General features: G+C 72.3%; 21 protein-coding genes. 5 read left to right on the top strand and 16 right to left on the bottom strand.

What is annotated here, in order from left to right; all coding sequences use genetic code 11:
* Positions 1-6: 6 nt before the first annotated feature.
* Together OG488_RS13605 and OG488_RS13600 are read right to left on the bottom strand one after the other, a co-directional pair.
* On the bottom strand, positions 7-2,055 hold the full coding sequence (locus OG488_RS13605; RefSeq protein ID WP_329229118.1) for an ATP-binding protein: 2,049 nt from the start codon (positions 2,053-2,055) through the stop codon (positions 7-9).
* 13 nt (positions 2,056-2,068) lie between these two features.
* Positions 2,069-3,685 carry a carboxyl transferase domain-containing protein gene (locus tag OG488_RS13600; RefSeq protein ID WP_329229116.1) on the bottom strand — a complete coding sequence of 539 codons (1,617 nt, stop codon included), beginning with the start codon at positions 3,683-3,685 and terminating at the stop codon, positions 2,069-2,071.
* A 109-nt stretch (positions 3,686-3,794) separates the two neighbouring features.
* On the opposite strand from OG488_RS13600, the gene OG488_RS13595 reads away from it, so the two are divergent.
* Positions 3,795-4,409 (top strand): SACE_7040 family transcriptional regulator, encoded by a 615-nt coding sequence (locus tag OG488_RS13595; protein WP_329229114.1) that lies wholly within the window; start codon positions 3,795-3,797, stop codon positions 4,407-4,409.
* Between the two features lie 10 nt (positions 4,410-4,419).
* Here the strand turns inward: OG488_RS13595 and OG488_RS13590 are convergent, their stop codons facing one another.
* Positions 4,420-4,935: a MarR family winged helix-turn-helix transcriptional regulator gene (locus tag OG488_RS13590; protein WP_329229112.1), complete on the bottom strand. Its 516-nt coding sequence runs from the start codon at positions 4,933-4,935 to the stop codon at positions 4,420-4,422.
* Positions 4,936-5,043: 108 nt separating this feature from the next.
* Between OG488_RS13590 and OG488_RS13585 the strand changes: the two genes are divergently transcribed.
* The gene (locus tag OG488_RS13585; RefSeq protein ID WP_329229110.1) at positions 5,044-5,451 is read left to right on the top strand and encodes an HGxxPAAW family protein; all 408 of its coding nucleotides are present in this window, start codon (positions 5,044-5,046) and stop codon (positions 5,449-5,451) included.
* Positions 5,452-5,535: 84 nt separating this feature from the next.
* A complete protein-coding gene (locus OG488_RS13580; protein WP_329229108.1) occupies positions 5,536-6,333 on the top strand; it encodes a phosphatase in 798 nt (265 codons plus the stop codon).
* 88 nt (positions 6,334-6,421) lie between these two features.
* Here OG488_RS13580 and OG488_RS13575 read toward each other — a convergent pair whose 3' ends face one another.
* The 10 genes from OG488_RS13575 to OG488_RS13530 all read right to left on the bottom strand — a co-directional run bounded on the left by OG488_RS13575 (position 6,422) and on the right by OG488_RS13530 (position 16,536).
* Entirely contained in the window at positions 6,422-7,390 is a 969-nt protein-coding gene (locus tag OG488_RS13575; protein WP_329229107.1) for a helix-turn-helix domain-containing protein, read from the bottom strand.
* Between the two features lie 364 nt (positions 7,391-7,754).
* A complete protein-coding gene (locus OG488_RS13570) occupies positions 7,755-8,978 on the bottom strand; it encodes a cytochrome P450 family protein (RefSeq protein ID WP_329229105.1) in 1,224 nt (407 codons plus the stop codon).
* Entirely contained in the window at positions 8,870-10,189 is a 1,320-nt protein-coding gene (locus tag OG488_RS13565) for a cytochrome P450 (protein WP_329229103.1), read from the bottom strand. Before OG488_RS13565 ends, OG488_RS13570 begins: the two co-directional genes overlap by 109 nt.
* Positions 10,186-10,785 carry a GTP-binding protein gene (locus tag OG488_RS13560; protein WP_329229101.1) on the bottom strand — a complete coding sequence of 200 codons (600 nt, stop codon included), beginning with the start codon at positions 10,783-10,785 and terminating at the stop codon, positions 10,186-10,188. Before OG488_RS13560 ends, OG488_RS13565 begins: the two co-directional genes overlap by 4 nt.
* Positions 10,763-11,113, bottom strand: a complete 351-nt coding sequence (locus OG488_RS13555) for a DUF742 domain-containing protein (protein WP_203186385.1) — start codon at positions 11,111-11,113, stop codon at positions 10,763-10,765. Before OG488_RS13555 ends, OG488_RS13560 begins: the two co-directional genes overlap by 23 nt.
* Positions 11,110-11,532: a roadblock/LC7 domain-containing protein gene (locus OG488_RS13550; protein ID WP_329229098.1), complete on the bottom strand. Its 423-nt coding sequence runs from the start codon at positions 11,530-11,532 to the stop codon at positions 11,110-11,112. Before OG488_RS13550 ends, OG488_RS13555 begins: the two co-directional genes overlap by 4 nt.
* Positions 11,529-12,995 carry an ATP-binding protein gene (locus OG488_RS13545; RefSeq protein WP_329229096.1) on the bottom strand — a complete coding sequence of 489 codons (1,467 nt, stop codon included), beginning with the start codon at positions 12,993-12,995 and terminating at the stop codon, positions 11,529-11,531. The genes OG488_RS13550 and OG488_RS13545 overlap by 4 nt, the downstream gene beginning before the upstream one ends.
* A 497-nt stretch (positions 12,996-13,492) precedes the next feature.
* Positions 13,493-14,452, bottom strand: a complete 960-nt coding sequence (locus OG488_RS13540) for a cation diffusion facilitator family transporter (RefSeq protein WP_329229095.1) — start codon at positions 14,450-14,452, stop codon at positions 13,493-13,495.
* A 29-nt stretch (positions 14,453-14,481) separates the two neighbouring features.
* Positions 14,482-15,357: an acyl-CoA thioesterase II gene (tesB, locus tag OG488_RS13535; protein ID WP_329229093.1), complete on the bottom strand. Its 876-nt coding sequence runs from the start codon at positions 15,355-15,357 to the stop codon at positions 14,482-14,484.
* 21 nt (positions 15,358-15,378) lie between these two features.
* Positions 15,379-16,536, bottom strand: a complete 1,158-nt coding sequence (locus tag OG488_RS13530) for an acyl-CoA dehydrogenase family protein (protein ID WP_329229091.1) — start codon at positions 16,534-16,536, stop codon at positions 15,379-15,381.
* Between the two features lie 280 nt (positions 16,537-16,816).
* Here OG488_RS13530 and OG488_RS13525 point away from each other — a divergent pair, with 280 nt between their 5' ends.
* Positions 16,817-17,254, top strand: coding sequence for an Asp23/Gls24 family envelope stress response protein (locus OG488_RS13525; protein ID WP_329229090.1), 438 nt, complete (start codon positions 16,817-16,819; stop codon positions 17,252-17,254).
* Positions 17,255-17,387: 133 nt separating this feature from the next.
* Positions 17,388-17,729 carry a DUF5713 family protein gene (locus tag OG488_RS13520; RefSeq protein ID WP_329229087.1) on the top strand — a complete coding sequence of 114 codons (342 nt, stop codon included), beginning with the start codon at positions 17,388-17,390 and terminating at the stop codon, positions 17,727-17,729.
* Positions 17,730-17,827: 98 nt separating this feature from the next.
* Here OG488_RS13520 and OG488_RS13515 read toward each other — a convergent pair whose 3' ends face one another.
* The 3 genes from OG488_RS13515 to OG488_RS13505 are packed head-to-tail and all read right to left on the bottom strand — an operon-like array spanning position 17,828 to position 23,196.
* The gene (locus OG488_RS13515) at positions 17,828-20,170 is read right to left on the bottom strand and encodes a glycoside hydrolase family 3 N-terminal domain-containing protein (protein ID WP_329229086.1); all 2,343 of its coding nucleotides are present in this window, start codon (positions 20,168-20,170) and stop codon (positions 17,828-17,830) included.
* Positions 20,171-20,207: 37 nt separating this feature from the next.
* Complete coding sequence (locus tag OG488_RS13510; protein ID WP_329229084.1) at positions 20,208-22,142, bottom strand: cellulase family glycosylhydrolase; 1,935 nt, start codon at positions 22,140-22,142, stop codon at positions 20,208-20,210.
* Positions 22,143-22,194: 52 nt separating this feature from the next.
* Entirely contained in the window at positions 22,195-23,196 is a 1,002-nt protein-coding gene (locus OG488_RS13505; protein ID WP_406466282.1) for a LacI family DNA-binding transcriptional regulator, read from the bottom strand.
* Between the last annotated feature and the right edge of the window lie 9 nt (positions 23,197-23,205).

Here is a 23,205-nt window from a genome sequence, read left to right as displayed (position 1 = left end):
TGTCGGTCACGCTTCCTCCCTCGGGGCCACCACGGCCAGGATCTGGTCCATGGCGACCGTGGTGCCGGCGGTGACGTCCAGCTCGGTGACGGTGCCGGCGTGCGGGGCGGAGATGACGTGCTCCATCTTCATCGCCTCGACGACCAGCAGGCTCTGACCGGCGACGACCTCGTCCCCGACGGCCACCTTCACCACCGTGACCGTCCCGGGCATGGGGGCGGCGAGCGTGTCCGCGCCGGAGCGCGCCGCGCCGCTGAGGGACGCCTCCACCGGGTCGTGGTCCTGGACGTGCCAGGTGTCACCGTCCCGGCCGAGCCAGACGCCGTCCCGGGAGGCCGCCCTGCTGAACGTGTGGGTCACCCCGTCGACTTCGAGGACGACGCGGGGTCCGGACGTCTCGACGAGCCGGGACGGCCTCGCACCGGGCAGTGAGGGCACGGGCCCGCACGCGTCCGCCGCCTCCTCGCGGTCGCCCGCGTGGCCGAACGTCAGCGAGGCGGTGCCCCCCGCGCCCGTACGCAGTCCCACCCGCACCGGGTCGTGGCCCGGTACGCGGAAGTGGTGGAAGGTCTCCGCGGGCGTGCCGCCGAGCCGCCAGCCGCTGGGCACGGAGAACGGATCGACCCAGTCGGCCGCGGGTGCCGGGGGCGGCTGCCGCAGCAGCGCCGCCGCCGCGTACACCTCCTCCGGGACCCCGTCCGGCACCAGGCCCTCCGCCTCGCGCTCCACGAGGCCGGTGTCCAGCTCGCCGGCGGCCACCGCCGGATGGGCCAGCAGCCGCCGCAGGAACCCGGCGTTGGTCGGGACGCCCAGCACCACCGTCTCCGCCAGGGCCGCCCGCAGCCGGCGCAGCGCCGTGGGCCGGTCGGGGCCGTACGCGATGACCTTCGAGAGCATCGGGTCGTACGTGCTGCCGACGGGCACGCCCTCGCTGAGGCCCGAGTCCGTCCGCGCCCCGCCGCCCTGCGGCTCGTGCAGCGCGAGCACCGTGCCCCCGGACGGCAGGAACCCGCGCGCCGGGTCCTCCGCGCAGACCCGGGCCTCGACGGCGTGCCCGGTCAGCGTGATGTCCGCCTGGGCGTACGGCAGGCGCTCACCGGAGGCCACCCGCAGCTGCCACTCCACCAGGTCGAGCCCCGTGACCAGCTCGGTGACCGGGTGCTCCACCTGGAGACGGGTGTTCATCTCCATGAACCAGTACGAGGCGGGGGCGTCGCCCGGGACGATGAACTCGACCGTCCCCGCGCCCACGTACCCGCACGACCTGGCCGCCTGCACGGCCGCCTCGCCCATCGCGGCCCGGGTCCGCTCGTCGAGCAGGACCGACGGCGCCTCCTCGATGATCTTCTGGTGGCGGCGCTGGAGCGAGCACTCGCGCTCCCCGAGGTGCACGACGTTGCCGTGCCCGTCGGCCATGACCTGGATCTCGATGTGCCGGGGGCGGTCGATCCACCGCTCCACCAGCAGGGTGTCGTCGCCGAAGGAGGCGCGTGCCTCACGCCGGGCCGCCGCGATCTCGTCGGCCAGCAGCGCCTCCTCGCGCACCAGCCGCATGCCCTTGCCGCCACCGCCCGCCGAGGGCTTCAGCAGGACGGGCATGCCGATCTCCCTGGCGGCCACGCCCAGTTGCTCGTCGGTGAGTCCGCTCCCCGAGGAGCCGGGCACGACGGGGACCCCCGCCGCGGCGACGGTCTCCTTGGCGCGGATCTTGTCACCCATCAGCGAGATCGCCTCGGCGGGCGGGCCGATGAAGACGAGACCCGCCTCCGCGCAGGCCCGGGCGAAGCCCGCGTTCTCGGCGAGGAAGCCGTAGCCGGGGTGGACGGCCTCGGCGCCCGTGCGGCGGGCGGCATCCAGCAGCCGCTCCACGGACAGGTAGCTCTCCGCGGCGGGAGCGGGCCCGATCCGTACCGCCGTGTCGGCCTCCCGTACGTGCCGGGCGTCCGCGTCGGCGTCGCTGAAGACGGCCACCGACCGCACGCCGAGCTCGCGCAGGGTCCGGATGACCCGGACCGCGATCTCGCCACGGTTGGCGACCAGAACAGTGCTGAACATGGAGGTCCTCACATCACATCCGGAAGACGCCGAAACTGGGCTCGCCCAGCGGGGCGTTGGCACACGCGGTCAGGGCGAGTCCCAGCACCTGCCGGGTCTCCGTCGGGTCGATCACGCCGTCGTCCCAGAGCCGGGCGGTGGCGTAGTAGGCGCTGCCCTGCTGCTCGTACTGCGCGCGGACCGGAGCCTTGAAGGCCTCCTCCTCCTCGGCGGGCCACTCCTCGCCCCGGCCCTCGATCTGGTCCCGCTTGACGGTGGCCAGCACGGAGGCGGCCTGCTCGCCGCCCATCACCGAGATCTTGGCGTTCGGCCACATCCACAGGAACCGCGGTGAATAGGCCCGGCCGCACATCGAGTAGTTCCCCGCGCCGTACGAGCCGCCGACGACGACCGTCAGCTTGGGCACCCTCGTGCACGCCACGGCCGTCACCATCTTGGCGCCGTGCTTGGCGATGCCGCCGGCCTCGTAGTCCCGTCCGACCATGAAGCCGGAGATGTTCTGGAGGAATACCAGCGGGATGCCGCGCTGGTCGCACAGCTCGATGAAGTGGGCGCCCTTCTGGGCGGACTCCGAGAACAGGATGCCGTTGTTGGCGACGACACCGACGGGGTGGCCGTGGATGCGGGCGAAGCCCGTGATCAGGGTCTGGCCGTACTCCGCCTTGAACTCCTGGAAGCGGGAGCCGTCCACCACCCGGGCGATGACCTCCCGCACGTCGTAGGGCGTACGCGAATCGACCGGCACCGCGCCGTACAGACCCGCCGGGTCGGCCTTCGGCTCCTCGGCGGGCTCCACCGACCAGGGGAGCGGGCCGCGGTCCGGGAGTGTCGCGACGATGTTCCGCACGATCCGCAGCGCGTGCGCGTCGTCCTCGGCGAGGTGGTCGGTCACCCCGGACGTACGGGAGTGGACCTCCCCGCCGCCCAGCTCCTCCGCCGTGACGACCTCACCGGTGGCGGCCTTCACCAGCGGCGGGCCGCCCAGGAAGATCGTGCCCTGGTTCCGCACGATGACGGCCTCGTCGCTCATCGCCGGGACGTACGCACCGCCCGCCGTGCAGGAGCCGAGCACTGCGGCGATCTGCGGGATGCCGGCGCCGGACATCCGGGCCTGGTTGTAGAAGATCCGCCCGAAGTGGTCCCGGTCGGGGAACACCTCGTCCTGCATCGGGAGGAACGCGCCCCCCGAGTCCACCAGGTACAGGCAGGGCAGCCGGTTCTCCAGCGCCACCTCCTGGGCGCGGAGGTGCTTCTTCACCGTCATCGGGTAGTAGGTGCCGCCCTTGACGGTCGCGTCGTTGGCGACGATCACGCACTCCCGGCCACTGACCCGCCCGATCCCGGCGATCACCCCGGCCGCCGGCGCGGCGCCCCCGTACAGCCCCTCGGCCGCGAGCGGTGCCAGCTCCAGGAAGGGCGAGCCCGGGTCGAGCAGGGTGTCCACCCGCTCCCGGGGCAGCAGCTTGCCGCGCGCCACATGCCGGGCGCGGGCCTTCTCACCCCCGCCGAGCCGTGCCGTGGAGAGCCGCGTGCGCAGCTCCTCGGCGAGCGCGTGATGCGCCGCCTCGTTGGCCTGCCAGGCCTCCGAGGCGGGATCGGCCGCACTCACCAGGACCGGTGCCTGCTGCATCCTGTCGAGCCCCCTTGCCCGTACCGCGGTAGTCGGATGACGTTAGTGAGCGTTAACGCATGGCGCTCAGGTTAACGAGCGCTAACCCGCCTGTCTAGAATGAATCCCCATGAGCACCCATGCCGCCGCCCGTGTCGCGGCTCCCACCCGCCGCGAGCAGATCCTCAGGGAGGCGGCCCGCCTCTTCGCCGAGCGCGGCTTCCACGGTGTCGGGGTCGACGAGATAGGGGCGGCGGTCGGTATCAGCGGCCCCGGCCTCTACCGCCACTTCCCCGGCAAGGACGCGATGCTCGCCGAGCTGCTCGTCGGCATCAGCGAGCGCCTGCTGGCCGGCGGCAGGCTGCGCGTCACCGAGGACGACGCCTCCCGCGACGGCTCCCCGGACGCCCTTCTGGACGCCCTCATCGAGGGGCACATCGACTTCGCCCTGGACGACCGGCCGCTGATCACCCTCCACGACCGCGAGCTGGACCGCCTGCGCGACACCGACCGCAAGCGCGTCCGCCAGCTCCAGCGGCAGTACGTGGAGGTCTGGGTCGAGGTCGTCCGCGCGCTCTACCCGGACCTCGCGGAGAGCGAGGCCCGGGTCACCGTCCACGCGGTGTTCGGCCTGCTGAACTCCACCCCCCACCTGACCCGCCCCGAGGCCCTCCCGGACCGCACGGCCACGGCGGCCCTGCTGCACCGGCTGGCGCGGGGGGCGTTCGAGGCCGCGGCCTCGTAGCCGCGGTCCGTCACGCCCTGTCGGTGTCCCCTCCGGTTCCTCCGGTTCCTCCGGCCCTGATCTCGTCGAGCGACTCCTGCATGGCCGACCGGGCGCGGGTGAACCAGTCGGTCAGTACGGCGATCTCCTGCGGGCCGTAGTCGGCGAACAGTCCGCCCAGGCGGGCGTAGAACGGCCCGTACACCTCGAGGACGCGCGCCTGCGCCGACTCGTCCATCACCACGTGCACCCGGCGCCGGTCGCCCGGGACCGCCTGCCGCCGGGCGTAGCCCGCCTTCTCCAGGCGGTTGAGCACGCCGGTCACCGCTCCGGTCGTCAGCCGCGCCCGCTCGGCGAGATCGCCGGCGGTCAGCGCCGTTCCCGCCAGGGCCGCCTCCATCACGAAGCCGAGGCAGGTCAGGTCGGTGGTGTTGAGGCCGAGCCGCCCGGCGATGTCGTGCTGCCCGAACTGGGCGAGCGCGATCATCCGGTCCATCGCCTGCAGCGCCTGGTCGGCCGTCGCCTCCGGGCGCTTCTTGCCGTCCACGCAGAATCCCCTTAGTGTCTAAGTTACTTAGCTCGTGAGCTATTGCTCGTACGTCATCGCCACCGGGTCGAATCCGGTCGCTGAACTATCACACCCCGAGGAGCCGACGTGAGCGCACACGGTGACCACGACCTGGGCCACACCGTGGCCGGCTGGACCGGTACGGCCATAGGGGTCCTGGGCACGGCGGTGCTGGGTCTGGGCGTCGTCCTGACGTCCGCGACGGTGCTGTGGCTCGGCACCGCCGTCCTCGCGCTGGCGGCCCTCATCTGCTGGGCCCTGCACCTGGCGGGATGGGGCAAGCCCACCGGGCCCCGCCCCGTGGACCGGCAGGCCTGGCGGACCCGTGACACCACCGCCCGTCACGGCCACCCCGGCTGCCTCGGCTGCCGCATGGCGGGCCGCGGCCGGACCAGGCCGGAGAAGGCCGCCGGCGCCGCCCCGGACGCCGACGCCGCCCCGCAGCGGGGCGACGGGCCTCTGCCGGGCAGCCGGACGCGGGCAGGAGCCGCGTAGGGCCGCGGCCGCGCCACGGGGCCGCCGGATCCCGCCGTACGAGACACCAGGCACGCAGCGCGCCGCCGACGGCACAATGGGTGCATGCCGATACCCAGCCGCGCCGCCCTCGTCGAGCACCTCGTCCGCACCCGTATCGCAGGCGACGTCGCCACCCCCCGCGACAACAACCTCTCCCACTACCGCCAGCTCGCCAACGGCAACCGCCATTTCTGGCTGGGGCTGGAGCTCGGCGACCGATGGACCGACGAGCAGGACGTCCTGGCCGTGATGGCCGAGCGGTGCGGCGTCAACGACGACCCGGAACACCGGCAGGGCCAGGACACCATCGACCCGGAGCTGACGGTCGACGCCCTGGACCGGATGGCGGCCCGGCTGCGCAAGGCGGCCGCCGACGGCGAACGGGTGCTGCTCGCGACCGGGCACCCGGGTGGTCTGCTCGACGTGCACCGGCGGACGGCGAACGCCCTGCGGGACGCCGGATGCGAGATCGTGCGGATCCCCGGCGGCCTGATGGCGGACGAGGGCATGGTCTTCCAGTTCGCCGACGTCGCGGTGCTGGAGCGCGGGGCGACCCTGTGGCACACGCACTCACCGGTCCCGATGGCCGCCATCCTGGACGGCCTGGAGCGCGAGGGCCGGCCGAGGCCCGACCTGGTCGTCGCCGACCACGGCTGGGCCGGGTGCGCCGGACAGCGCGGGATCGACTCGATCGGCTACGCGGACTGCAACGACCCCGCGCTCTTCCTCGGTGAGGCGGAGGGCACCCTCCAGGTCACCGTGCCGCTCGACGACCACGTCGCCGACCCGCGCTACTACGACCTGATGACCGACTACCTGCTGGACGCGGCCGGGCTGCTCCCCGCCGTCGAACGGGCGTGACGCGCGGGACCCGGCCGGGCCCGCACCCGGCCCCGGTGGGTCCCCGGCACGTCCGTCGGGGGCTCGCCGGGGTCGTGGCCCCGCCGGTTCACGGCGAGGAGCGGGGGCGGTTCCCGTCGCGCCAGGCCCGGGGCGAGACGCCGTAGGCCTGTTTGAAGACCTTGCTGAAGTGGGTCGCGTCCACGAAGCCCCAGCTGCGCCCGACCGCCGCTATGGTCCGGGCCCGCCCCCGGGGGCCGGCCAGCTCCCGCTTGCACTCCGCGAGGCGGTGCGAGCGGATCCAGTCCCCGAGGGAGATGCCCGACCGGGCCAGCACCGTGTAGAGGTGACGTACGGAGATGTCGTGCGCGGCGGCGATCCGTGCGGCGGACAGGTCGCTGTCAGCCAGGTGCGCGCGCATGTACCGCTTGATCCGCAGGCCCAGCGTGGCCTCCAGCGGCGCCCTGGCCAGGTCCTGGCTCCCGAGCTGGGAGGCCACGACGGCTCGCACGAGTTCGATGCTCGGTTCCGCCGCGGCGTCGGCGTGCGGACCGCTGCGCAGGCCCTCGCTGGCGAACAGCTGGGAGAAGTACGTGGAGGCGAGGCCCGCCAGCGGATTGCCCGGGCCGAGAGTGACCGCGGTGATGTCCCTGAGTGCCCGCTCCGGCAGAGCGAGCGCCGCGCGGGGGAACCGGAGGAAGTGATGGTCCACCCCCTCGTCGAAGAGGAGCGTGTAGGGGGTGACCGTGTCGTAGAGGGCGAAGTCGCCGGGCCTCAGCAGAGCCTGGCGGCCGTTCTGCGCCACCAGGCTGGTGCCTGACACCTGCAGGCCGAGGAAGACCGCCGGCTCCTCGTCCTCCCGTGCCAGACGCGGGGTCCGCCGAATGGTCATCGAGGTCGCGCGCGCCGAGCAGATCTCCAGGGGACCCGCGGTGTCCAGCCCGATGTGCGCCGCGAGGTCCTCGGGCGGCAGGTGGTGATCGATGTCGATCCGCACGAGGGATTCCCACACCGCGTGCCGGAGCGTCTCCTCACGATCCCGCACCGGGATGGCCGAGGTGTCCAGGACCGAGCTCACCGGGAGGGCCTTCGCCGGTGCGGGCCGCCGGGCCCGCCGGGCCCGTACGGTGCGTCAGGTCCGTACGCCCCGTCAGGACCGCATGCCCCGTCGGGAAAGGCCTTGGTGGTCCGTTGCTCCATGATCCCCTCCTGGACGCGCACGGCCGGGGCGAACTCGCGCTGCTGACAAAGCTTCGCGCACGACTGACACAGTGCGCACCCCCTGTTCGCCCTATGGTCGGTCGGGCACGCCGCGGCCGGCCCGGAGACGGTACGGCCGTGGTGTCGTGGCTGACCCGGCCGGGGGCCGGGAACAGCTCACGATGCGGCTCCGCTCCACCGGTCACGGGGGTGTGGAGCGCAGCCGCATCGCGCACCCGGTCTCAGGCCGGGGTGGGACGGCCCAGGGTCACGTCGATGCGCTGGGCACCGTTGACGATGAACGACTCGACGGAGGGCAGGTCCGCGGCGGGGGACGCAAGGGAGAGGTCCGGGTACCGGGCGAACAGGGTGGTCAGGGCCACATCGGCTTCCAGGCGCGCGAGCGGGGCCCCGAGGCAGAAGTGGACGCCGTAGCCGAACGCCAGGTGCTCCCGGCCGAACCGGTCGATGTCGAACCGGTCGGCGTCCGGGCCGTGCTGGGCCGGCTCCCGGCCCGCCGCGGCGTAGGACGCGAGGATGGCCTCCCCCCGTGCGATGCGCTGACCGTCCGGGAGGCCGATGTCCTCGACGGCGTAGCGCAGGGGCAGATGGGCCACGCTCGGCTCCCAGCGCAGGGTCTCCTCGACGACGTCGTTCCAGCGCTTCGCGTCGGCCCCGGTGACCTGCCGGAGCTGTTCGGGATGTTCCAGCAGGGCGCGGACGGCGTTGCCGATGAGGTTGACGGTGGTCTCGAAGCCGGCGCTGATGATGAGCAGCAGCGTGTCGGTCAGCTCGGCTTCGCTCAGGCGGGCGCCGTCCTCGTCACGGGTGGCGATCAGGACGCTGGTCATGTCGTCCCCGGGGTTCCGCCGCTTGCTCGCGATGAGGTCGGTCAGCATCTGCTGGAGATCCGCGAAGTTCGACGCGGCGTCCTCGATGGTCGTGTCGAAGACCTTCTCGACCAACTGGGCCATGCGCGGCCGGAGTTCCTCCGGCAGCCCGAACAGGTGGCAGATGACCTGCATGGGCAACGGGTGGGCGTACGCGCTGCGCAGGTCCACCGTGCCGTCGGGGCCGGGCGCCGCGTCGTCCAGCAGCCGGTCGGCGATCTCCTGGATGACGGGCCTCAGCGCCTCGATGCGACGCCCGGTGAACGCGGGGGTGACGAGTTTGCGCAGGCGGCGGTGGTCCTGCCCCGCGGCGGTGAACATGTTGGAGACCGCCACCCAGGTGTAGACCCACATGTCCGGGGTGATCTCGCCGCGCTGCCAGACGTCCCAGGCACGGGGGTCCTTGGTCACGCGGTCGTCGGTCAGGAGCTCCTTGAGGAGCGAGTGGCTGGTGACGGCCCAGGCGTCTATGGCGCCGGGGAGTACGACCCGGGTCGCGGGCCCGCGCTCGCGGAGGAGAGCGGACTCTCCGTGGACGTCGCGACCGGCGGGGTCGAGGACGAGGGGCTGCTCCATGGGGTGACTCCAGTTTTCTGCGGCGTGATGGGACCGAAGCGGGCCGGGAGGTGTGCCAGTGCGCGGTGGAAGGGGCCGGGACGCCATTGCAGGCTCTCGCGGGGTACGGCGAGTTCGAGGTCCCCGAGGTGGCTGGTGAGCCTCTCGATCGCGGTGATCGCGATGAGCAGGGCGGGCTGTTTGACGGGGCAGGCGTGCGGACCGGAGGACCAGGCGAGGTGCGCGCCGCCGTCGGTGCGCTCGCCGCCGTCGTGGCCGTCCGGGGTGGTGTTCGCCGCGTGGTACGAGATCAGCACGAGGCTGTCGGCGGGGATCCAGGTGCTGCCGATCTGCATGTTGCGCCGCGGGTAGTGCGCGCTGTAGTTCGCCATCGGCGGCTCGTGGCGCAGCACGTCGTTGATGGCGTCGCGGGCGGTGCGGGCGCCGTTGGAGAGGCTGCTGTAGTAGTCCGGATTGGACAGCATGCGCGACAGCGCGTTCGAGATCAGGTTCGTCGTCGGCTCCTGCCCGGCGGCCATCGTGAGGATCACCTGGTGGGCGAGCTCCTCCGGCGCCAGACCGGCGGGGTGGTCCATGAACCAGCTCGTCAGGTCCTCGCCGCGCTGCTGCACCTTGAGCGAGATGAGCTCGTCCATGTACCGGCCGAAGTCCTCGTTCGCCTTGATCGCGTGCTCGGGTTCGGATTCGAAGAGGCCGCTCATGGCGGCCACCAGGCGGGGCCCGTCCTCGGGCGGCATGCCGAACATCGCGTTGAACAGCACCAGCGGCAACGGGCGGGCGTACTGGCCGACCAGGTCGACCTCACCGGTGGCGGCGAAGTCCTGGATCAGACCGTCCGCGATCTCCGCGACCTGCCGGCGCAGGTCGTGCGGCTCGATCCGGCTGAAGCTGTCGGTGATGACGGAGCGGTAGCGGCGGTGCTCGGCGCCGTCGTTGAACAGGGCGTTGGGCCGCCATCCCATCATCGGCTTCACCGGAGAGTCGGCCGGGAGCCCGCTTTCCCAGACCCGCGGGTCCTTCGACCAGACCTCGGGGTCGTTGAGTACGGCGAGAGCCGCGTCGCGGTCGGTGACGAGATAGCCGCTGACGCCCGGCGACACCTCGACGGGGGCGACCGGCCCGAACGCGCGCAGCCGGGCGTAGACCCGTCCGGGATCCGCGGCGAAGTCCGGGCCGTACAGCGGGACGGCCAGGGGCAGGTAGGTGCTCATGAGGCTTCCAGGACGGGTTGGGCGGTGAGCATGTGGGCCACCAGCGCGATCAGTACGTCCACGGCCGACGTCGTCTCGCGGGCGTCGCAGACGACCAGCGGGGTGTGCGGCTCCAGGTCCAGGTGGTCGCGGAGCACCTCGGGCGGGTGGTCGGGCGAGTCGGGGAAGGTGTTGACGGCCACGGCGTAGGACAGCCCCTGCTGCTCGATCATGTCGATGACGTCGAACGAGTCGTCGAGACGGCGGGTGTCGACCATGACCACCGCACCCAGGGCGCCGCGCGCGATGTCCTCCCAGAGCGGCTTGAACCTCCACTGGCCCGGAGTGCCGAACAGGTAGAGGACCAGGTCACCGGGGAGCGTCCGGCGGCCGAAGTCGATGGCGACGGTGGTGGTGGCCTTGTCCCGCACACCGGCGAGATCGTCGGCCGCCGCACCGGCCTGGGTCATGACCTCCTCGGTGTGCAGCGGCGCGGTCTCGGAGAGCGTGTTGATCAGCGTCGTCTTCCCGACGCCGAAGGGACCGGTCACCACGATCTTCACCAGCGTCTGCTCGTCGCTGTCGAGGAAGGTGTTATCGGATACTGCGGAGTCCATCGAGCACCTTCTCTAGCAGCTGGGGATCGTGTGCCTTCGCTTCGGGGATGGGGGCACGGGCGTGCAGGTGCGAGCTGTCGACGAGGTCCGCGACGAGGACGCGGACCAGGCTCACCGGCAGCACGAGGCGAGCGGCGACCTCGACCAGCGCCAGCGGGCCGCCCTGGAGGAGCTCGACCAGCCGGCGCTGCGCGTGCGTCAGGTCGTCCACGGCGGTGACGCCGGTGGACGACAGCAGGGTCAGGCGGTCCAGCGTGTTGCGCGTCGGCTGGACGCTGTCGGTGGCCAGGAACGACGGCACGAGCCGCCGGCGGGGCGCCGGCGTCATCCCCGGGCCCGGGCAGGCGAGTTCATCACCTTGTCGCCGAGCTTCGAGACCTGCACCTGCATGGCGTGGGCGATCACGCCCATGTCCACGGTCGGCTGCGCGTAGACCGCCATGACCGTGTTGTCGCCCGCCGGGATCAGGAAGGCGAACCCGTAGTTCGTGCTGACCACCACCTGGTGCAGCAGGGGGCTCTCCTCCTGCCCCGCCAGTTTCCTGACCAGCTCCTTGCAGGCGCCCTGGACCGCCGACGCCATGGCGGAGGCGCCCTCCCCGGCCTCCCGGGTGAGGGACTGGGTGGCGCCCTGGATCATCCCGTCCCCGGAGAGGACCAGGGCGTGCACGACCCCCGGCACCTCCAGGAGCGGGGTGAGCACCCAGGACATGTCCCTGAGAAGGGGGCGCTTGGGAACGACGGTCATGGCTGCGTGCCTTCTTCCTGGTCGGTGTGCGCGTCCTCGAATCCGCGCAGGGTGCCGGTCTGCCAGGCGCCCCACGTCCGGGCCGCCTCGTCCGGGGTGATGCCGGGCGCGGGGGCCGGGTCCTGCCGGGCGGGCCGGTCCGTGTCCTGGGCGGCCCGCTGGCGTCGCCGTCGCGGCAGGTCGATCGCGCCGGCGGGCCCGGTGGCCGGTGAGGGCGCCGGGCTCTCCTGCCGGGGCGGCTCGGGCTTGCGGAGGGCGGGGGACATGGCCGACATGGGCTGGGCCACCTCATCCATCAGCATCAGCAGGTGATCGGGGATGAACACCACGGCTCGCACGCCGCCGTACGAGGAGGGCTTGTCCACCGTGACGGTGAGACCGAACTGCTGCACGAGACGGCCGATCGTGGCGAACCCCGCGCGCGGCGGGTCTCCCAGGTGGGTCAGCAGGACACCCTCCTGACCGGAGAGCATGCGCGCGGCGAACTCACGCTCCTCGTCCGTCATGCCCACGCCGGGGTCGTCGATCACGACGCACGCCCCTGCCTGCACCTGATGCAGGCTGACGTCCACGGGCCGCGTGCCCTGCGGGGTGTGGTGCACCGCGTTGGAGAGCAGCTCGGCGACGATCACGGCGAGCGGTTCCACCGCCCGGGCCACCACCCCGACCGGGTCGGAGAGCTGGCTGGTGATCTGGACGCGCTGGTAGCCCGCGATGCGGGACTGGGCTCCGGCAACGATGTCACCCAGGTGGGAGTCGTCCCGTGTCAGCCCCGGCCACGCCCCGCAGAGCACCCCGGTCGCCTGGATCTGCCGGAGGTTCTCCTCGTTCGTGCGGTCCATCGACACCAGCCGTTTGGCGACCTCCGGATCATCGAAGGCGAACTGCGCCTCCTCGATCATCTCCTGGAGGCGGTAGGACTTGGCCTGGATCTCGGCCGTGGTGGCCCGCAGTACGGCCTGGGCGCCGGCGTCGACCCGCTGCTCGGTGTCGACGATCACCTGGGCCACCTGATTCAGGGCCCGTTCCAGGAGGGTCCCGACGTCGGTGTGGGTGAGCGCGGGGTCCTTCGTCCCGGGGACCGGCACATGACGGTGTCTCAGGTGCGTGACGAGGGCCGGCAGCCGGGTGTCGACGAAGTGCGCCAGCTCCCCGCCCAGCCGGTCGCCCTGCTGCTCGGCGGCGAGTCTGGCGCGCTCGGCCTCCTGCGCCTCGGCGAGGAGGGTGGCCTCCATCGACCGGTAGCGGGTCTCCGAGGCCTGTGCGGCCGCCTGTGCGCCGGCCCGCGCGTTGGCCTCCAGTGCCTGGTACGCGCCGGCCGCGGCCCGTGCTTCGGTGCGGGCCTCCGCACGCAGTGCCGCGTTCGACCGGCGCGTGCGGAGGTGGAGGACTGCCAGGGCCAGGGCGACCGCCGTCATGGCCAGCGCCAGCAGCCAGGGACCGGCCTCCGATATGTGCGTCATCACAAAGGTCCTCGGTGGATGGGGGATGCGCCTGCCCGCGTACGGCCAGGGCTAGTTGAGGCAACCCTGAGAAGGACACCGGTTCCTGGCCGCAGATGCAATAAGTCCCCTGATCATGGCTCGAATTCGAGCCATCGGACAATTTCCATCAGCACCGATGTATTTGAAAAATTGACATGAAAGGTAAAAGGTACATGGGCGGAATATGGGTGCGCCGGAGCGCGCACGTAACTGACACATCACCATTTGACGTGCTGTGAACCGCGAGGACCGCTGCGGCGCGTGGCCACGGATACGGCGGGGCGACGCGCGGTCCGCACGTCGGACGCGCTCCGGCGTGGCGGTGAGTAAGGTCGGTCACCGCTGAGGGACGGCAGACGGACCGGAAATGCCGTCGTGTTGTGGTCGATCTCGCCGCAATGCTCTTTCCTACGCGCCTCTGGCTGGATCTGGCCCGTAGCGGACAGTGGTCCGGGAGGCGGCCGCCCGCGCCCCTCTCAGCCGTCGGATCGGGCCGCGAGCCGCTGCGCGCGCCCGGGCGTCGGGTCCAGGTACACGCGCTGGATCGACGGGTAGCGCTCCCGCAGCTGCTGCTCCGCCTCCTCGCACGCCCACTCGATCTGCGCGGCCGACGACGCGTCCCGGAAATCGATCTTCGCGGCGACCAGCAGCTCCGTAGGGCCCTGGATCAGGGTGGTCAGCTCCACCACCTCGACGATGTGCGGCACGGACAGCAGCTCCTCCCGCACCCCGGCCCGCATCCCGGCCGGGATCGGGCGGCCGATCAGCAGCTGGGCGTTGGACCGGCAGAGCACCCACGCCACGTACACGAGCAGGACGCCGATGAGGACCGAGGCGATGCCGTCGTAGACCCCGGAGCCGGAGAGCTGCCCGCCGAGCAGGCCCCCGGCCGCCAGCAGCAGTCCGGCCAGAGCGGCCGAGTCCTCCATGACCACGGCCTTGACCGCGGTGTCGGGCGTCCGGCGCAGATAGCGCGGCGCGGGCATCCGGAGCCGCGCCGCCTCGCCGCGCACCTGCCGGATCCCCGTACGCAGCGAGAAGCCCTCCAGCAGGAAGGCCACCGCGAGCACGAGGTACGAGACGAGCGGATCGCCGAGCTCCTCGCCCTTCAGCAGGGTGTGGATGCCGTCGTACAGGGAGAACACCGCGCCGCCGACGAACGTCGCGACGGCCGCGAGCATCGCCCAGATGTAGCGCTCGGGGCCGTAGCCCAGCGGATGGTCCTCGTCGGCGGGCTTCTCGCTCCGCTTGAGCGCGGTGAGGAGCATGACCTCGGTGACGGTGTCGGCGACCGAGTGCGCGGCCTCCGACAGCATCGCGCTCGAACCGCTGATCAGCCCGGCCACCAGCTTGGCCACGGCGATGCCGAGATTGGCGACCGCCGCGACGACGACGGTGAACGTGGACTCGCCGGTGCCGGTCTGCTCGTCGCTCATGGGGGGCAGTATGTCCGAACGCGTCGGCTTCAGTCCCTCGGGACGCGGACCAGGCCCTCCTGGATGACCGTGATGGCCAGCTTGCCGTCGGCCGTCCAGATCCTGGCCTGGCCGAGGCCGCGCCCGCCGGACGCGGACGGCGACTCCTGGTCGTACAGCAGCCACTCGTCCGCCCGGAAGGGGCGGTGGAACCACATCGCGTGGTCCAGGCTGGCGCCCACCACGTCGCCCACCGACCAGCCGCCGCGCCCGTGGGCGAGCAGCACCGAGTCGAGCAGCGTCATGTCGGAGACGTACGTCGCCATGCAGACGTGCAGGAGGGGATCGTCGGCCAGCTTGCCGTGCGTCCTGAACCAGACCTGGGAGCGCGGCTCGCGCGGTTCGCCGGCGGTGGCGAACGGCGGGGCGTCCACGTAGCGCAGGTCGACCGCGGCCCGGGCCTCCAGCAGCCGGTCGGCCATGCGCGGGTCCGTGAAGCGGTCCGCGTACCGGGGCAGCATCTGCGCCGCCGTCGGCAGGGTCTCCGGATCCGGGGCGGAGGGCATGACCGCCTGGTGGTCCATGCCGTCCTCGTGCACCTGGAACGACGCCGAGAGGTGGAAGATCGGCTTGCCGTGCTGGACGGCGACGACCCGGCGGGTGGTGAAGGACCGCCCGTCGCGGATCCGGTCCACGCTGTAGACGATCGGCGCGCCCGGGTCCCCGGGGCGCAGGAAGTACGCGTGCAGGGAGTGGGCGCCCCGGTCGTCGGGGACCGTGCGCCCGGCGGCGACCAGGGCCTGGGCCGCGACCTGGCCGCCGAAGACGCGGGGCACGACCGCCGAGCGGCTCATGCCCCGGAAGATGTCCTGCTCGATCCGCTCGAGGTCGAGCAGATCGAGCAGGGAGTCAAGTGCTTCGCTCATGAAGGAGAAACGTAGCCGTTCTCAGAGACCCATGGACTTGGCGATGATCGACTTCATGACCTCGCTGGTGCCGCCGTAGATGCGGTTGACGCGGTTGTCCGTGTAGAGACGGGCGATCGGGTACTCGTTCATGAAGCCGTAGCCGCCGTGCAGCTGGAGGCAGCGGTCGATCACGCGGTGCGCGACCTCGGTGCAGAACAGCTTCGCGGACGCCGCCTCGGCGGGGGTGAGCTCGCCGGCGTCCAGGGCCTCGATGGCCCGGTCGCAGACGGCCTCGGCCGCGTCGACCTCGGCCTTGCAGGCGGCCAGCTCGAACTTGGTGTTCTGGAAGGACGCGACGGTCTTGCCGAAGACGGTGCGGTCCTGCGTGTACTGCTGCGCGAACCGCACGGCGGCCTTCGCCTGCGCGTACGCGCCGACGGCGATGCCCAGACGCTCCTGCGGGAGGTTCTGGCCGAGGTAGGAGAAGCCCTTGTTCTCCTCGCCCAGCAGGTCCTCGACGGGCACCTTGACGTCCACGAAGGCCAGCTCGGCGGTGTCGGAGACCTTGAGGCCCAGCTTGTCGAGCTTGCGGCCGACCGAGTAGCCCTCGGACTTGGTGTCGACCACCAGGAGCGAGATGCCGTGGCGGCGGTCGTCGGCCTTGGGGGCGTCGGTACGGGCGCAGACGATGACCTTGTCCGCGTGCACACCACCGGTGATGAAGGTCTTGGCGCCGTTGAGGACGTAGTGCGTGCCGTCCTCGGAGAGCTTGGCGGTGGTCTTCATGCCGGCCAGGTCCGAACCGGTGCCCGGCTCGGTCATGGCTATCGCGTACATGGACTTGCCGGAGACGAAGTCCGGGAGCCAGCGCTTCTTCTGCTCCTCGGTGGCGTACGCCTTGAGGTACGGCAGGCAGAGCAGGACGTGCACGCCGGAGCCGCCGAAGGAGATGCCCGCGCGGGCGGTCTCCTCGTAGAGGACGGCCTCGAACTTGAAGGACTCCTCGCCAGCGCCGCCGTACTCCTCGGGCACCTCGATGCCGAAGATGCCCAGCTCGGCGAGCTTGTAGTAGAAGTCGCGAGGCGCCTGGCCCGCCGCGAACCACTCGTCGTAGACGGGAACGACCTCGGCCTCGATGAAGGCGCGGATGGTCTCCCGGAACGCCTCGTGGTCCTCGTTGTAAACCGTACGGCGCACGGGGTGCCTCCTGGTGTCAGCTTCGGCTTCGGTCGCAGTGGCTAAGCGCTTGCTCAGTCCTGGTCAAAAGTTACCCGGCGGTCACGGTGGCTGTCCAGGGTGATGCTGAGCACGCCCCGCCTCCGCGAAGGGGCCCGGGGGCGTGGACGGTCGCGGAGCGTGGCCGCGACGAGCGCTGCGTAGGCCTCGATGGCGGGGGACGGCGGGCAGGCGCACAGTGAAGTGAGGAGCCGGCGAGGAGGCGAGCAGCCTCGCCGCATCAACTCTCTGTGAGGCAGTCATGGCTGAATTCGGAACCACCGGCGGGAGTCCGGGTGAGAAGACGCGGGGCAGGACCACCATCGCCGACGGCGTCGTGGCCACCATCGCCGGAATCGCCATCCGGGAGACCGAGGGCGTGCACTCGGTGGGCCGGGGCGCGTCCAAGGCGATGGGGGCGGTCGCGGGACGCGTGGGCGGGTCCTCCGGCGGAGGGCGCGGCGTGAAGGTCGAGGTGGGGGAGAAGCAGACCGCGGTCGACGTCGACATCGAGGTCGAGTACGGCATACCGATCCACGAACTCGCCGACAAGGTCCGCACCCATGTGACCGACGCGGTGGAGACGATGACGGGCCTGGAGGTCGTCGAGATCAACATCAACGTCTTCGACGTCCACATCCCGGGTGATGACGACGACGAGGACGAGGACAGCGGCCGGGCGTCCGCACGCGTGCAGTGACGAGGGCCCCGCGTGGTCCCGTGCCCGCCGACCGGGCACCACCCGCTGTCAGTGGCGTGGTGCACCATCGGTCCTGTGGGTCACCGGAGGGACAGGGTGATCCTTCGGGCCGACGGCAGGGCGGGGACGGGGCATGGCGATCAGCGACCGACGCATGGCGGAGTACGCATTCCTGGGCGGGCTGTACCGGGACGGCTACTTCCCGGACCGCGTCGTCGACCGGGGCAAGGCCGTCCTGATCCGGCTCTGCGAACGTATCGAGGCGGAACGCCCGGCGGACCTCGCCGCGCTGTACGTGCTCACGCACGCGGCAACCGAGGAATTCAACGCGCTGCAAGCCGAGTTCGAAGCGGCGGGGAGCGAGATCGAGACGGTCGCCCGCGAGGTGATAGCCGAGGACTTCCGGGCGATCGCCATGGCCTACGGCTTCACCGGGGCGGACGTGGAGGAGCTCATCGCGACCCGGGACTGGTGAACGCCGGCGAAGGCGTCCTGCTGGTCTCGTCCCTGGAAGGCGGACGGGCCCGGCCTGGAGGGACGCGGCTACCGCACGGCCGCCCTCGTCGTCGACGGTCAGCGCGCCGACCCTCCTGTCCCGCTGTCACCGTGAGCCCCTGCTGTCACCGTGAGCCCGGCCTCCTGGGTGCGGTGTGACGACGGCCCCGTTCCGATGGCGAACTCGCCCGGTTCCACAGCCCATTCACCGGCATACGTGAGCGAGGCCAGGGTGCGTGCGTCCAGCGGGAACGTGACGTCGGTGCTCTCGCCCGGCGCCAGGTCCACCCGGACGAAGCCACGTAGTTCGCGCACCCGGGGCCAGGAGGATCCGCCGAGCACCCGGCGGACGTAGAGCTGGACGGTCTCCGACACCGCCCGGCCGCCCGTGTTGGTGACACGGACCGTGCAGGTCGGCGGTTCGGGCCCGTCGAGCCGGTCCGCAGCCAGGGACGCCTCGGACAACCGGGGATCCCCGTACTCCACCGTCGTGTAGGTCAGCCCGTGCCCGAAGGGATGGCGGGCGGTGGCGGGCTGGTCGACGTACCCCCGGTAGCCGTGGTCCTTGCCGTTGTAGAACACGGGCAGTTGGGCCGCCGAGCGGGGCACGGAGACGGGCAGCCGCCCCTGCGGCCCGGCCGCCCCGAAGAGGACGTCCGCGACCGCCCTTCCGCCCCACGGGCCGGGATACCAGGCGCTCAGCACCGCCGCCGCCGTCCCCGTGAGGTCCGGCAGGGCGTGCGGCCGGCCCTGGACCAGCACCACGACCACCGGGGTCCCGGTCGCGGCGACGGCCTCCAGAAGTGCCGACTGGCCTTCGGGCAGCCCCAGTTCGGCCAGGTCGACGCCCTCGCCGCAGGTCATCTCCACCGGGTTCCCGGCGGCGACGACAGCAGCGCCGTTGGCGTCGAAGCGGGTGCCGGACCCGCGTGCGCTCGAACCGCCGAGGACCAGCACCGCCACATCGGCGTCGGCTGCGAGGGCCACCGCCCCGGGAAGACCCGACCGGTCACCGCCGACGAGGCCGCAGCCCGGGGCGTACGTGACGGTGGTGCCCTCGGGAGCCGCCGCCCGGATGCCGGCGAGCACACTGCTGCCGGTGCCGGGCCGCTGGGGCGCGGTGTAGTCGCCGATCTGCTGCGGCACGGAGTCCGCGTTCGGCCCGATGACCGCGACGGTCCCGATACGGCGGCCGGCGAGCGGCAGCGTCGCTCCGTCGTGTTCCAGGAGGGTGACGGACTCGCGGGCGATGCGCTCGCTCAGCCGCTCCAGACACCCGGGGGCCGGGGGCCGCGCGGTCGTGTACGAGTTCTCGAAGAGGCCGAGGCGGAACTTGAGCGCCAGCACGCGCCCCGCCGCCGTGTCGAGCGCGGACTCGTCGACCAGGCCCCGGCGGACCGCCTCCGCCAGCCGTGGGTAGCAGTCGTCCCAGAGGCTCAGGTCCGTCCCGGCCCGCAGGGCCATGGCACCGGCCGCCACCGGATCGCCCGCCATCCGCACCAGCCGGTCGATCGCGAGCCCGTCGGCCATCACCAGCCCGCCGAAGCCCCATCGTTCCCGGAGCACCTCCGTCAGCAGATGGCGGCTCGCCGCGCACGGGACCCCGTCGAACTCGTTGTACGCGGCCATGACCCCGGCGGCCCCGGCCCGCACGCCCGCCAGCGCCGCCACGAGGTGGATCTCGTGCAGCTCCCTCGCGCCCAGCTCGGTGGCCGCGCTGTTGCGGCCGCCTACCGTGGCGCCCTGCCCCGCGAAGTGCTTGAGCACGACGGCCGCCCGGTCCGGCCCGATACGGTCGCCCGCCGGGCCCTGCACACCGCGCACCAGCGCCTCGGTGAAGCGTGCCGCCAGATACGGGTCCTCGCCGAAGCACTCCTCCGCGCGGCCCCAGCGCGGATCCCGCACCAGGTCGAGCGCGGAGACCAGCGCGACATGGCCGCCCCGGGCCCGGAGCTCGGCGGCGGCGAGCGCCGCCGCCTCCTCGTACAGCTCCGGGTCCCAGGTGGCGCCGACCGCGAGATTCACCGGCAGCAGGGTCCCGTCGAGGGCCTGGAGGCCGTGCGGCATCTCCTCGACCAGCAGGACCGGGATCCCGAGCCGGGTGTTCTCCACGACGTACCGCTGCACGGCGTCGGAGACCCGCGCCCCGTCCCCGGCGCCGATCCCCGTCTCCGCCGTCACACCGGACCAGGGGTCGGCGCGCTGGAGTCCGTACAGCGCGCCCATCCCCTCGCAGACCGCCACCTCCGCCCGGAACGCGTCCGTCAGCCGGTGGCCGGACGGGGTGCGCTCATAGGCGTCCCAGCCGTACATCCGCTGGTTGACCTGACCCACCTTCTCGGTGAGCGTCATCCGCGACAGCAGATCGACCACACGGTCGGCGACGGGCGCCTCGGGGTCGCGGAACAGCGGCTCGGACATGGGACGGATCACCTCAGGGGTCGGGGAGGGCGGTCGTTCAGCGCAGTTCGAGGACGCGCACGCCGTACGGGGCGAGCGTCACCTCGCGCACCGGGTCGCCGCCGGTCAGCTCGCGCAGCTCCCCGTCCGCCGCCGGGGACACGGTCAGCTCCTCGCCGGACTGGCTCACCAGCCACAGGAACCGCGTGCCGTCCTCGCGGACCAGCGTGTCGGCGCTGACGTACGGGGAGTCCACCGTCACCGGCCGCGCCGCACCCGCGAGTTCGGCGAGCGCCGCGTACAGCCGGTGGGTCTGCTCGGGGTTGGCGCGCGCCGTACGGGCGGCCATGTGCTCCAGCGGGTACGTCGCCAGGACGGTGCGGCCGGCCCCCGTCTCGTAGCGCAGCAGCGCCGGCCGGCCGTGCGCGTCGGTGGCCACGACCCGTGCGCCGTCCGGGACGACGGGCAGATAGGCCCGGCTGTCCTCGTTGCCCGCGACCGGGAAGGTCAGCACCTCACCGGCGGCTATCGGGCCGAAGTCCTCGGTGAAGGTCATCTCCAGGACGTCGTCCTCGATCGGCTCGGCGACCCCGTAGGAGAGCTGGAGCTCCACCCCGAACAGCCCGTCGAGGTCGTGGAACCACGGGCCCCGGGTCGTCGGGTACTCGCCCGAGCAGAACGACAGATAGACCGTGGCCCCCTCCTTCGCCCGGCGCTCCAGCGCACGGCGGGTGCGGGTGGTCAGCTGGCGGGTCGAGGGCAGCAGGTACAGCGAGGCGTCGTCCGGCAGCCCGTCCGCCTCACGGGCGAATGCCACCGGCAGGTCCGCGCCGCGCGCCGCCACATATCCCTGGTGCAGCGAGGTGAAGATCAGCGGGCGGTCGGCCGGCCGGCTGTACGGGTATCCGCGCTCCAGGAAGGCGGGGACGACGAGGGCGGCGTCCGCGTCGGTGCGGCGGCAGCGCGGGAAGTCGACCTGCTCCAGCACCTTGGCGAAGGCGGCCAGCTCGCGCAGCGGCTCCTTCGGCCGGCCGGCACTGTCCGTGATGCCGAAGTGCATCTCGAAGGGGTGGTGGTCGTAGGGCGACTGCTCCCACAGGTCGTCGTAGTCCGTGTTGTTCCACGCCATCCAGCCGGTGGCCCCGCCCAGCAGCGAGTTGTGCAGCGTCTGGCGGTAGAAGACCCCGGCGTTCGCGGCCGAGACCGTGTCCGTCGAGAGCCCGAACTCCTCCAGGACGACCGGCTGGCCGGTGACGGCGGCCAGCTCGCACTCGAACGCGGCCCGGTAGTGCTGGCGCGGCCGGTCCGTGTCCGAGCGGTAGACGTGCGGCCCGACGAAGTCGACGTACTCGGCGGTCTCCCGCAGCGAGAAGCCGTTGTCCCGGCCGGTCACCTCGATGCCCCACGCACCGTCGCCGAGCGACACGGGCTGGGTGCCGCCCGCCGCGCGCACGGCGTCGCACATGAACTGCGCCCAGGCGGTGACCACCTCGCTCGACGGCGGGTCGACCTGGTAGATCCGGCCGTACCCGGGCATCTCGTTGGTGATCAGCCAGCCCGTGACCGCGGGGTGGTCCTTGAAGCGGCGGGTCATCTGCGAGACGAACCACGCCTGGCGGCCGACGAGCCACACGTCCTCGTACAGATCCCGGTCCCCGCGCCACGCCGGGTCCCAGTTCTCGCCCGACATGTGCCCGACGATGAAGGTGGGGACCGTACCCATGCCCTGCTCGTGGTGGGCGTCCAGGAAGTCACGGAAACGGTCGCAGAGTTCCTCGTCGATCCGCCCGGGCTCCGGGTGGAAGTCCGGCCAGTAGAAGAACGAACGGGTCATGTTCAGTCCGTGCTCCCGGAGCACGGACAGCTCCTCCCGCACCGTCTTCGGGTCGTAGTTACGCCACATCAGCGGACCGCCGGTGCGGGACCAGAAGTTGGCGCCGAGCCACGGGAGGACGGCGGAGTCGTGGGTGAGCTGGGCGCTGTGGCGTCGCATGGTGTGTCGGGGTCCTCTTCGATGTGCGGGGGTGCCGGGGTGGTGCGTCGGTTCAGGTCGGGGGTCTCAGCGGGCCGGTCGACTCGCGTACGACCAGGCGCGGGCGGCCGTCGAGCACCGGCGGGGGTACGTCCTCCCCGCAGCCGGCGAGCAGGGTGCGGGCGGCGGCGGCGCCGACGCGCTGCACCTGCTGGTCGACGGTGGTGAGCCGGGGGTGCACCCAGCGGCCGAGCGAGAGGTTGTCGTAGCCGACGACCGACAGGTCGTCGGGCACCCGGAGCCCGGCGCGCTGCGCCGTGCCGATGCCGCAGACGGCCATGGAGTCGTTGGGGAACACGAGGGCCGTCGGCCGGCCGGGCAGCGCGAGCAGCTCCTCGGTGACCTCCACGGCGGCCCGCTCGGTGAAGTCGCTGTGCCGTACGGCGACGGGCCCGAGCCCCGCCTCGGCCAGCGCCTCCTCGAAGGCGCACAGACGCAGCCGGGTGTGCAGGAGTTCGGCCGGGCCCGCGACGTAGGCGACGCGCCGGTGGCCGAGCTCCAGCAGGTGGGCGACCGCCTCCCTTATGCCCGCGCCCTGCTGCCCGAGCCCGACCCGGGGTACGGGCGAGGCGGCGTCGGGGGCACCCAGCAGGACGGCGGGCAGTCCGAGGCTCCGCAGCAGTTCCGGGCGGGGGTCGTCGGCGCGGGCGTCCGTCAGCACGGCACCGTCGATACGGCCCTCGGCGACCAGACGCTCGTACAGCGCGTTCTCCTGCGCCATGTCGGCGACCAGGTGGAGCAGCAGACCGTAGCCGCGCGGGGCGAGTTCGCCCTCCAGGCCGGTGATCAGCTCGCTGAAGTGCGGGTCGGAGCCGAGCACGTCGGTGGGACGCCGGACGACGAGCGCGATCGTACGGGTACGGGCCCGGCGCAGCGCCGTCGCGGAGGCGCTGGGGGACCAGCCCAGCTCGGTGGCGGCGTCCATGACCCGGCGGCGGGTGGCCTCCGAGATCCGGCCGGTGCCGTTGACGGCCTGGGAGACCGCCGCGGTGGACACACCCGCCGCGGCGGCCACCGCCTTGAT

It is taken from the genome of Streptomyces sp. NBC_01460, assembly GCF_036227405.1.
In the GTDB taxonomy this organism is placed as follows: Bacteria; Actinomycetota; Actinomycetes; order Streptomycetales; family Streptomycetaceae; genus Streptomyces.
Note: the sequence above shows the minus strand (reverse complement) of the source record. Positions and strands in the feature narration are given on the sequence as shown.

Excerpts from the sequence above, each read along its gene's own strand:
- OG488_RS13520 (WP_329229087.1), top strand. The coding sequence starts at position 17,388 with ATGGCGATCAGCGACCGACGCATGGCGGAGTACGCATTCCTGGGCGGG.
- tesB (WP_329229093.1), bottom strand. The coding sequence starts at position 15,357 with ATGAGCGAAGCACTTGACTCCCTGCTCGATCTGCTCGACCTCGAGCGG.
- OG488_RS13550 (WP_329229098.1), bottom strand. The coding sequence starts at position 11,532 with ATGACCGTCGTTCCCAAGCGCCCCCTTCTCAGGGACATGTCCTGGGTG.
- OG488_RS13600 (WP_329229116.1), bottom strand. The coding sequence starts at position 3,685 with ATGCAGCAGGCACCGGTCCTGGTGAGTGCGGCCGATCCCGCCTCGGAG.
- OG488_RS13565 (WP_329229103.1), bottom strand. The coding sequence starts at position 10,189 with ATGAGCACCTACCTGCCCCTGGCCGTCCCGCTGTACGGCCCGGACTTC.
- OG488_RS13570 (WP_329229105.1), bottom strand. The coding sequence starts at position 8,978 with ATGGAGCAGCCCCTCGTCCTCGACCCCGCCGGTCGCGACGTCCACGGA.
- OG488_RS13525 (WP_329229090.1), top strand. The coding sequence starts at position 16,817 with ATGGCTGAATTCGGAACCACCGGCGGGAGTCCGGGTGAGAAGACGCGG.
- OG488_RS13595 (WP_329229114.1), top strand. The coding sequence starts at position 3,795 with ATGAGCACCCATGCCGCCGCCCGTGTCGCGGCTCCCACCCGCCGCGAG.
- OG488_RS13515 (WP_329229086.1), bottom strand. The coding sequence starts at position 20,170 with ATGTCCGAGCCGCTGTTCCGCGACCCCGAGGCGCCCGTCGCCGACCGT.
- OG488_RS13560 (WP_329229101.1), bottom strand. The coding sequence starts at position 10,785 with ATGGACTCCGCAGTATCCGATAACACCTTCCTCGACAGCGACGAGCAG.
- OG488_RS13545 (WP_329229096.1), bottom strand. The coding sequence starts at position 12,995 with ATGACGCACATATCGGAGGCCGGTCCCTGGCTGCTGGCGCTGGCCATG.
- OG488_RS13605 (WP_329229118.1), bottom strand. The coding sequence starts at position 2,055 with ATGTTCAGCACTGTTCTGGTCGCCAACCGTGGCGAGATCGCGGTCCGG.
- OG488_RS13555 (WP_203186385.1), bottom strand. The coding sequence starts at position 11,113 with ATGACGCCGGCGCCCCGCCGGCGGCTCGTGCCGTCGTTCCTGGCCACC.
- OG488_RS13580 (WP_329229108.1), top strand. The coding sequence starts at position 5,536 with ATGCCGATACCCAGCCGCGCCGCCCTCGTCGAGCACCTCGTCCGCACC.
- OG488_RS13510 (WP_329229084.1), bottom strand. The coding sequence starts at position 22,142 with ATGCGACGCCACAGCGCCCAGCTCACCCACGACTCCGCCGTCCTCCCG.
- OG488_RS13540 (WP_329229095.1), bottom strand. The coding sequence starts at position 14,452 with ATGAGCGACGAGCAGACCGGCACCGGCGAGTCCACGTTCACCGTCGTC.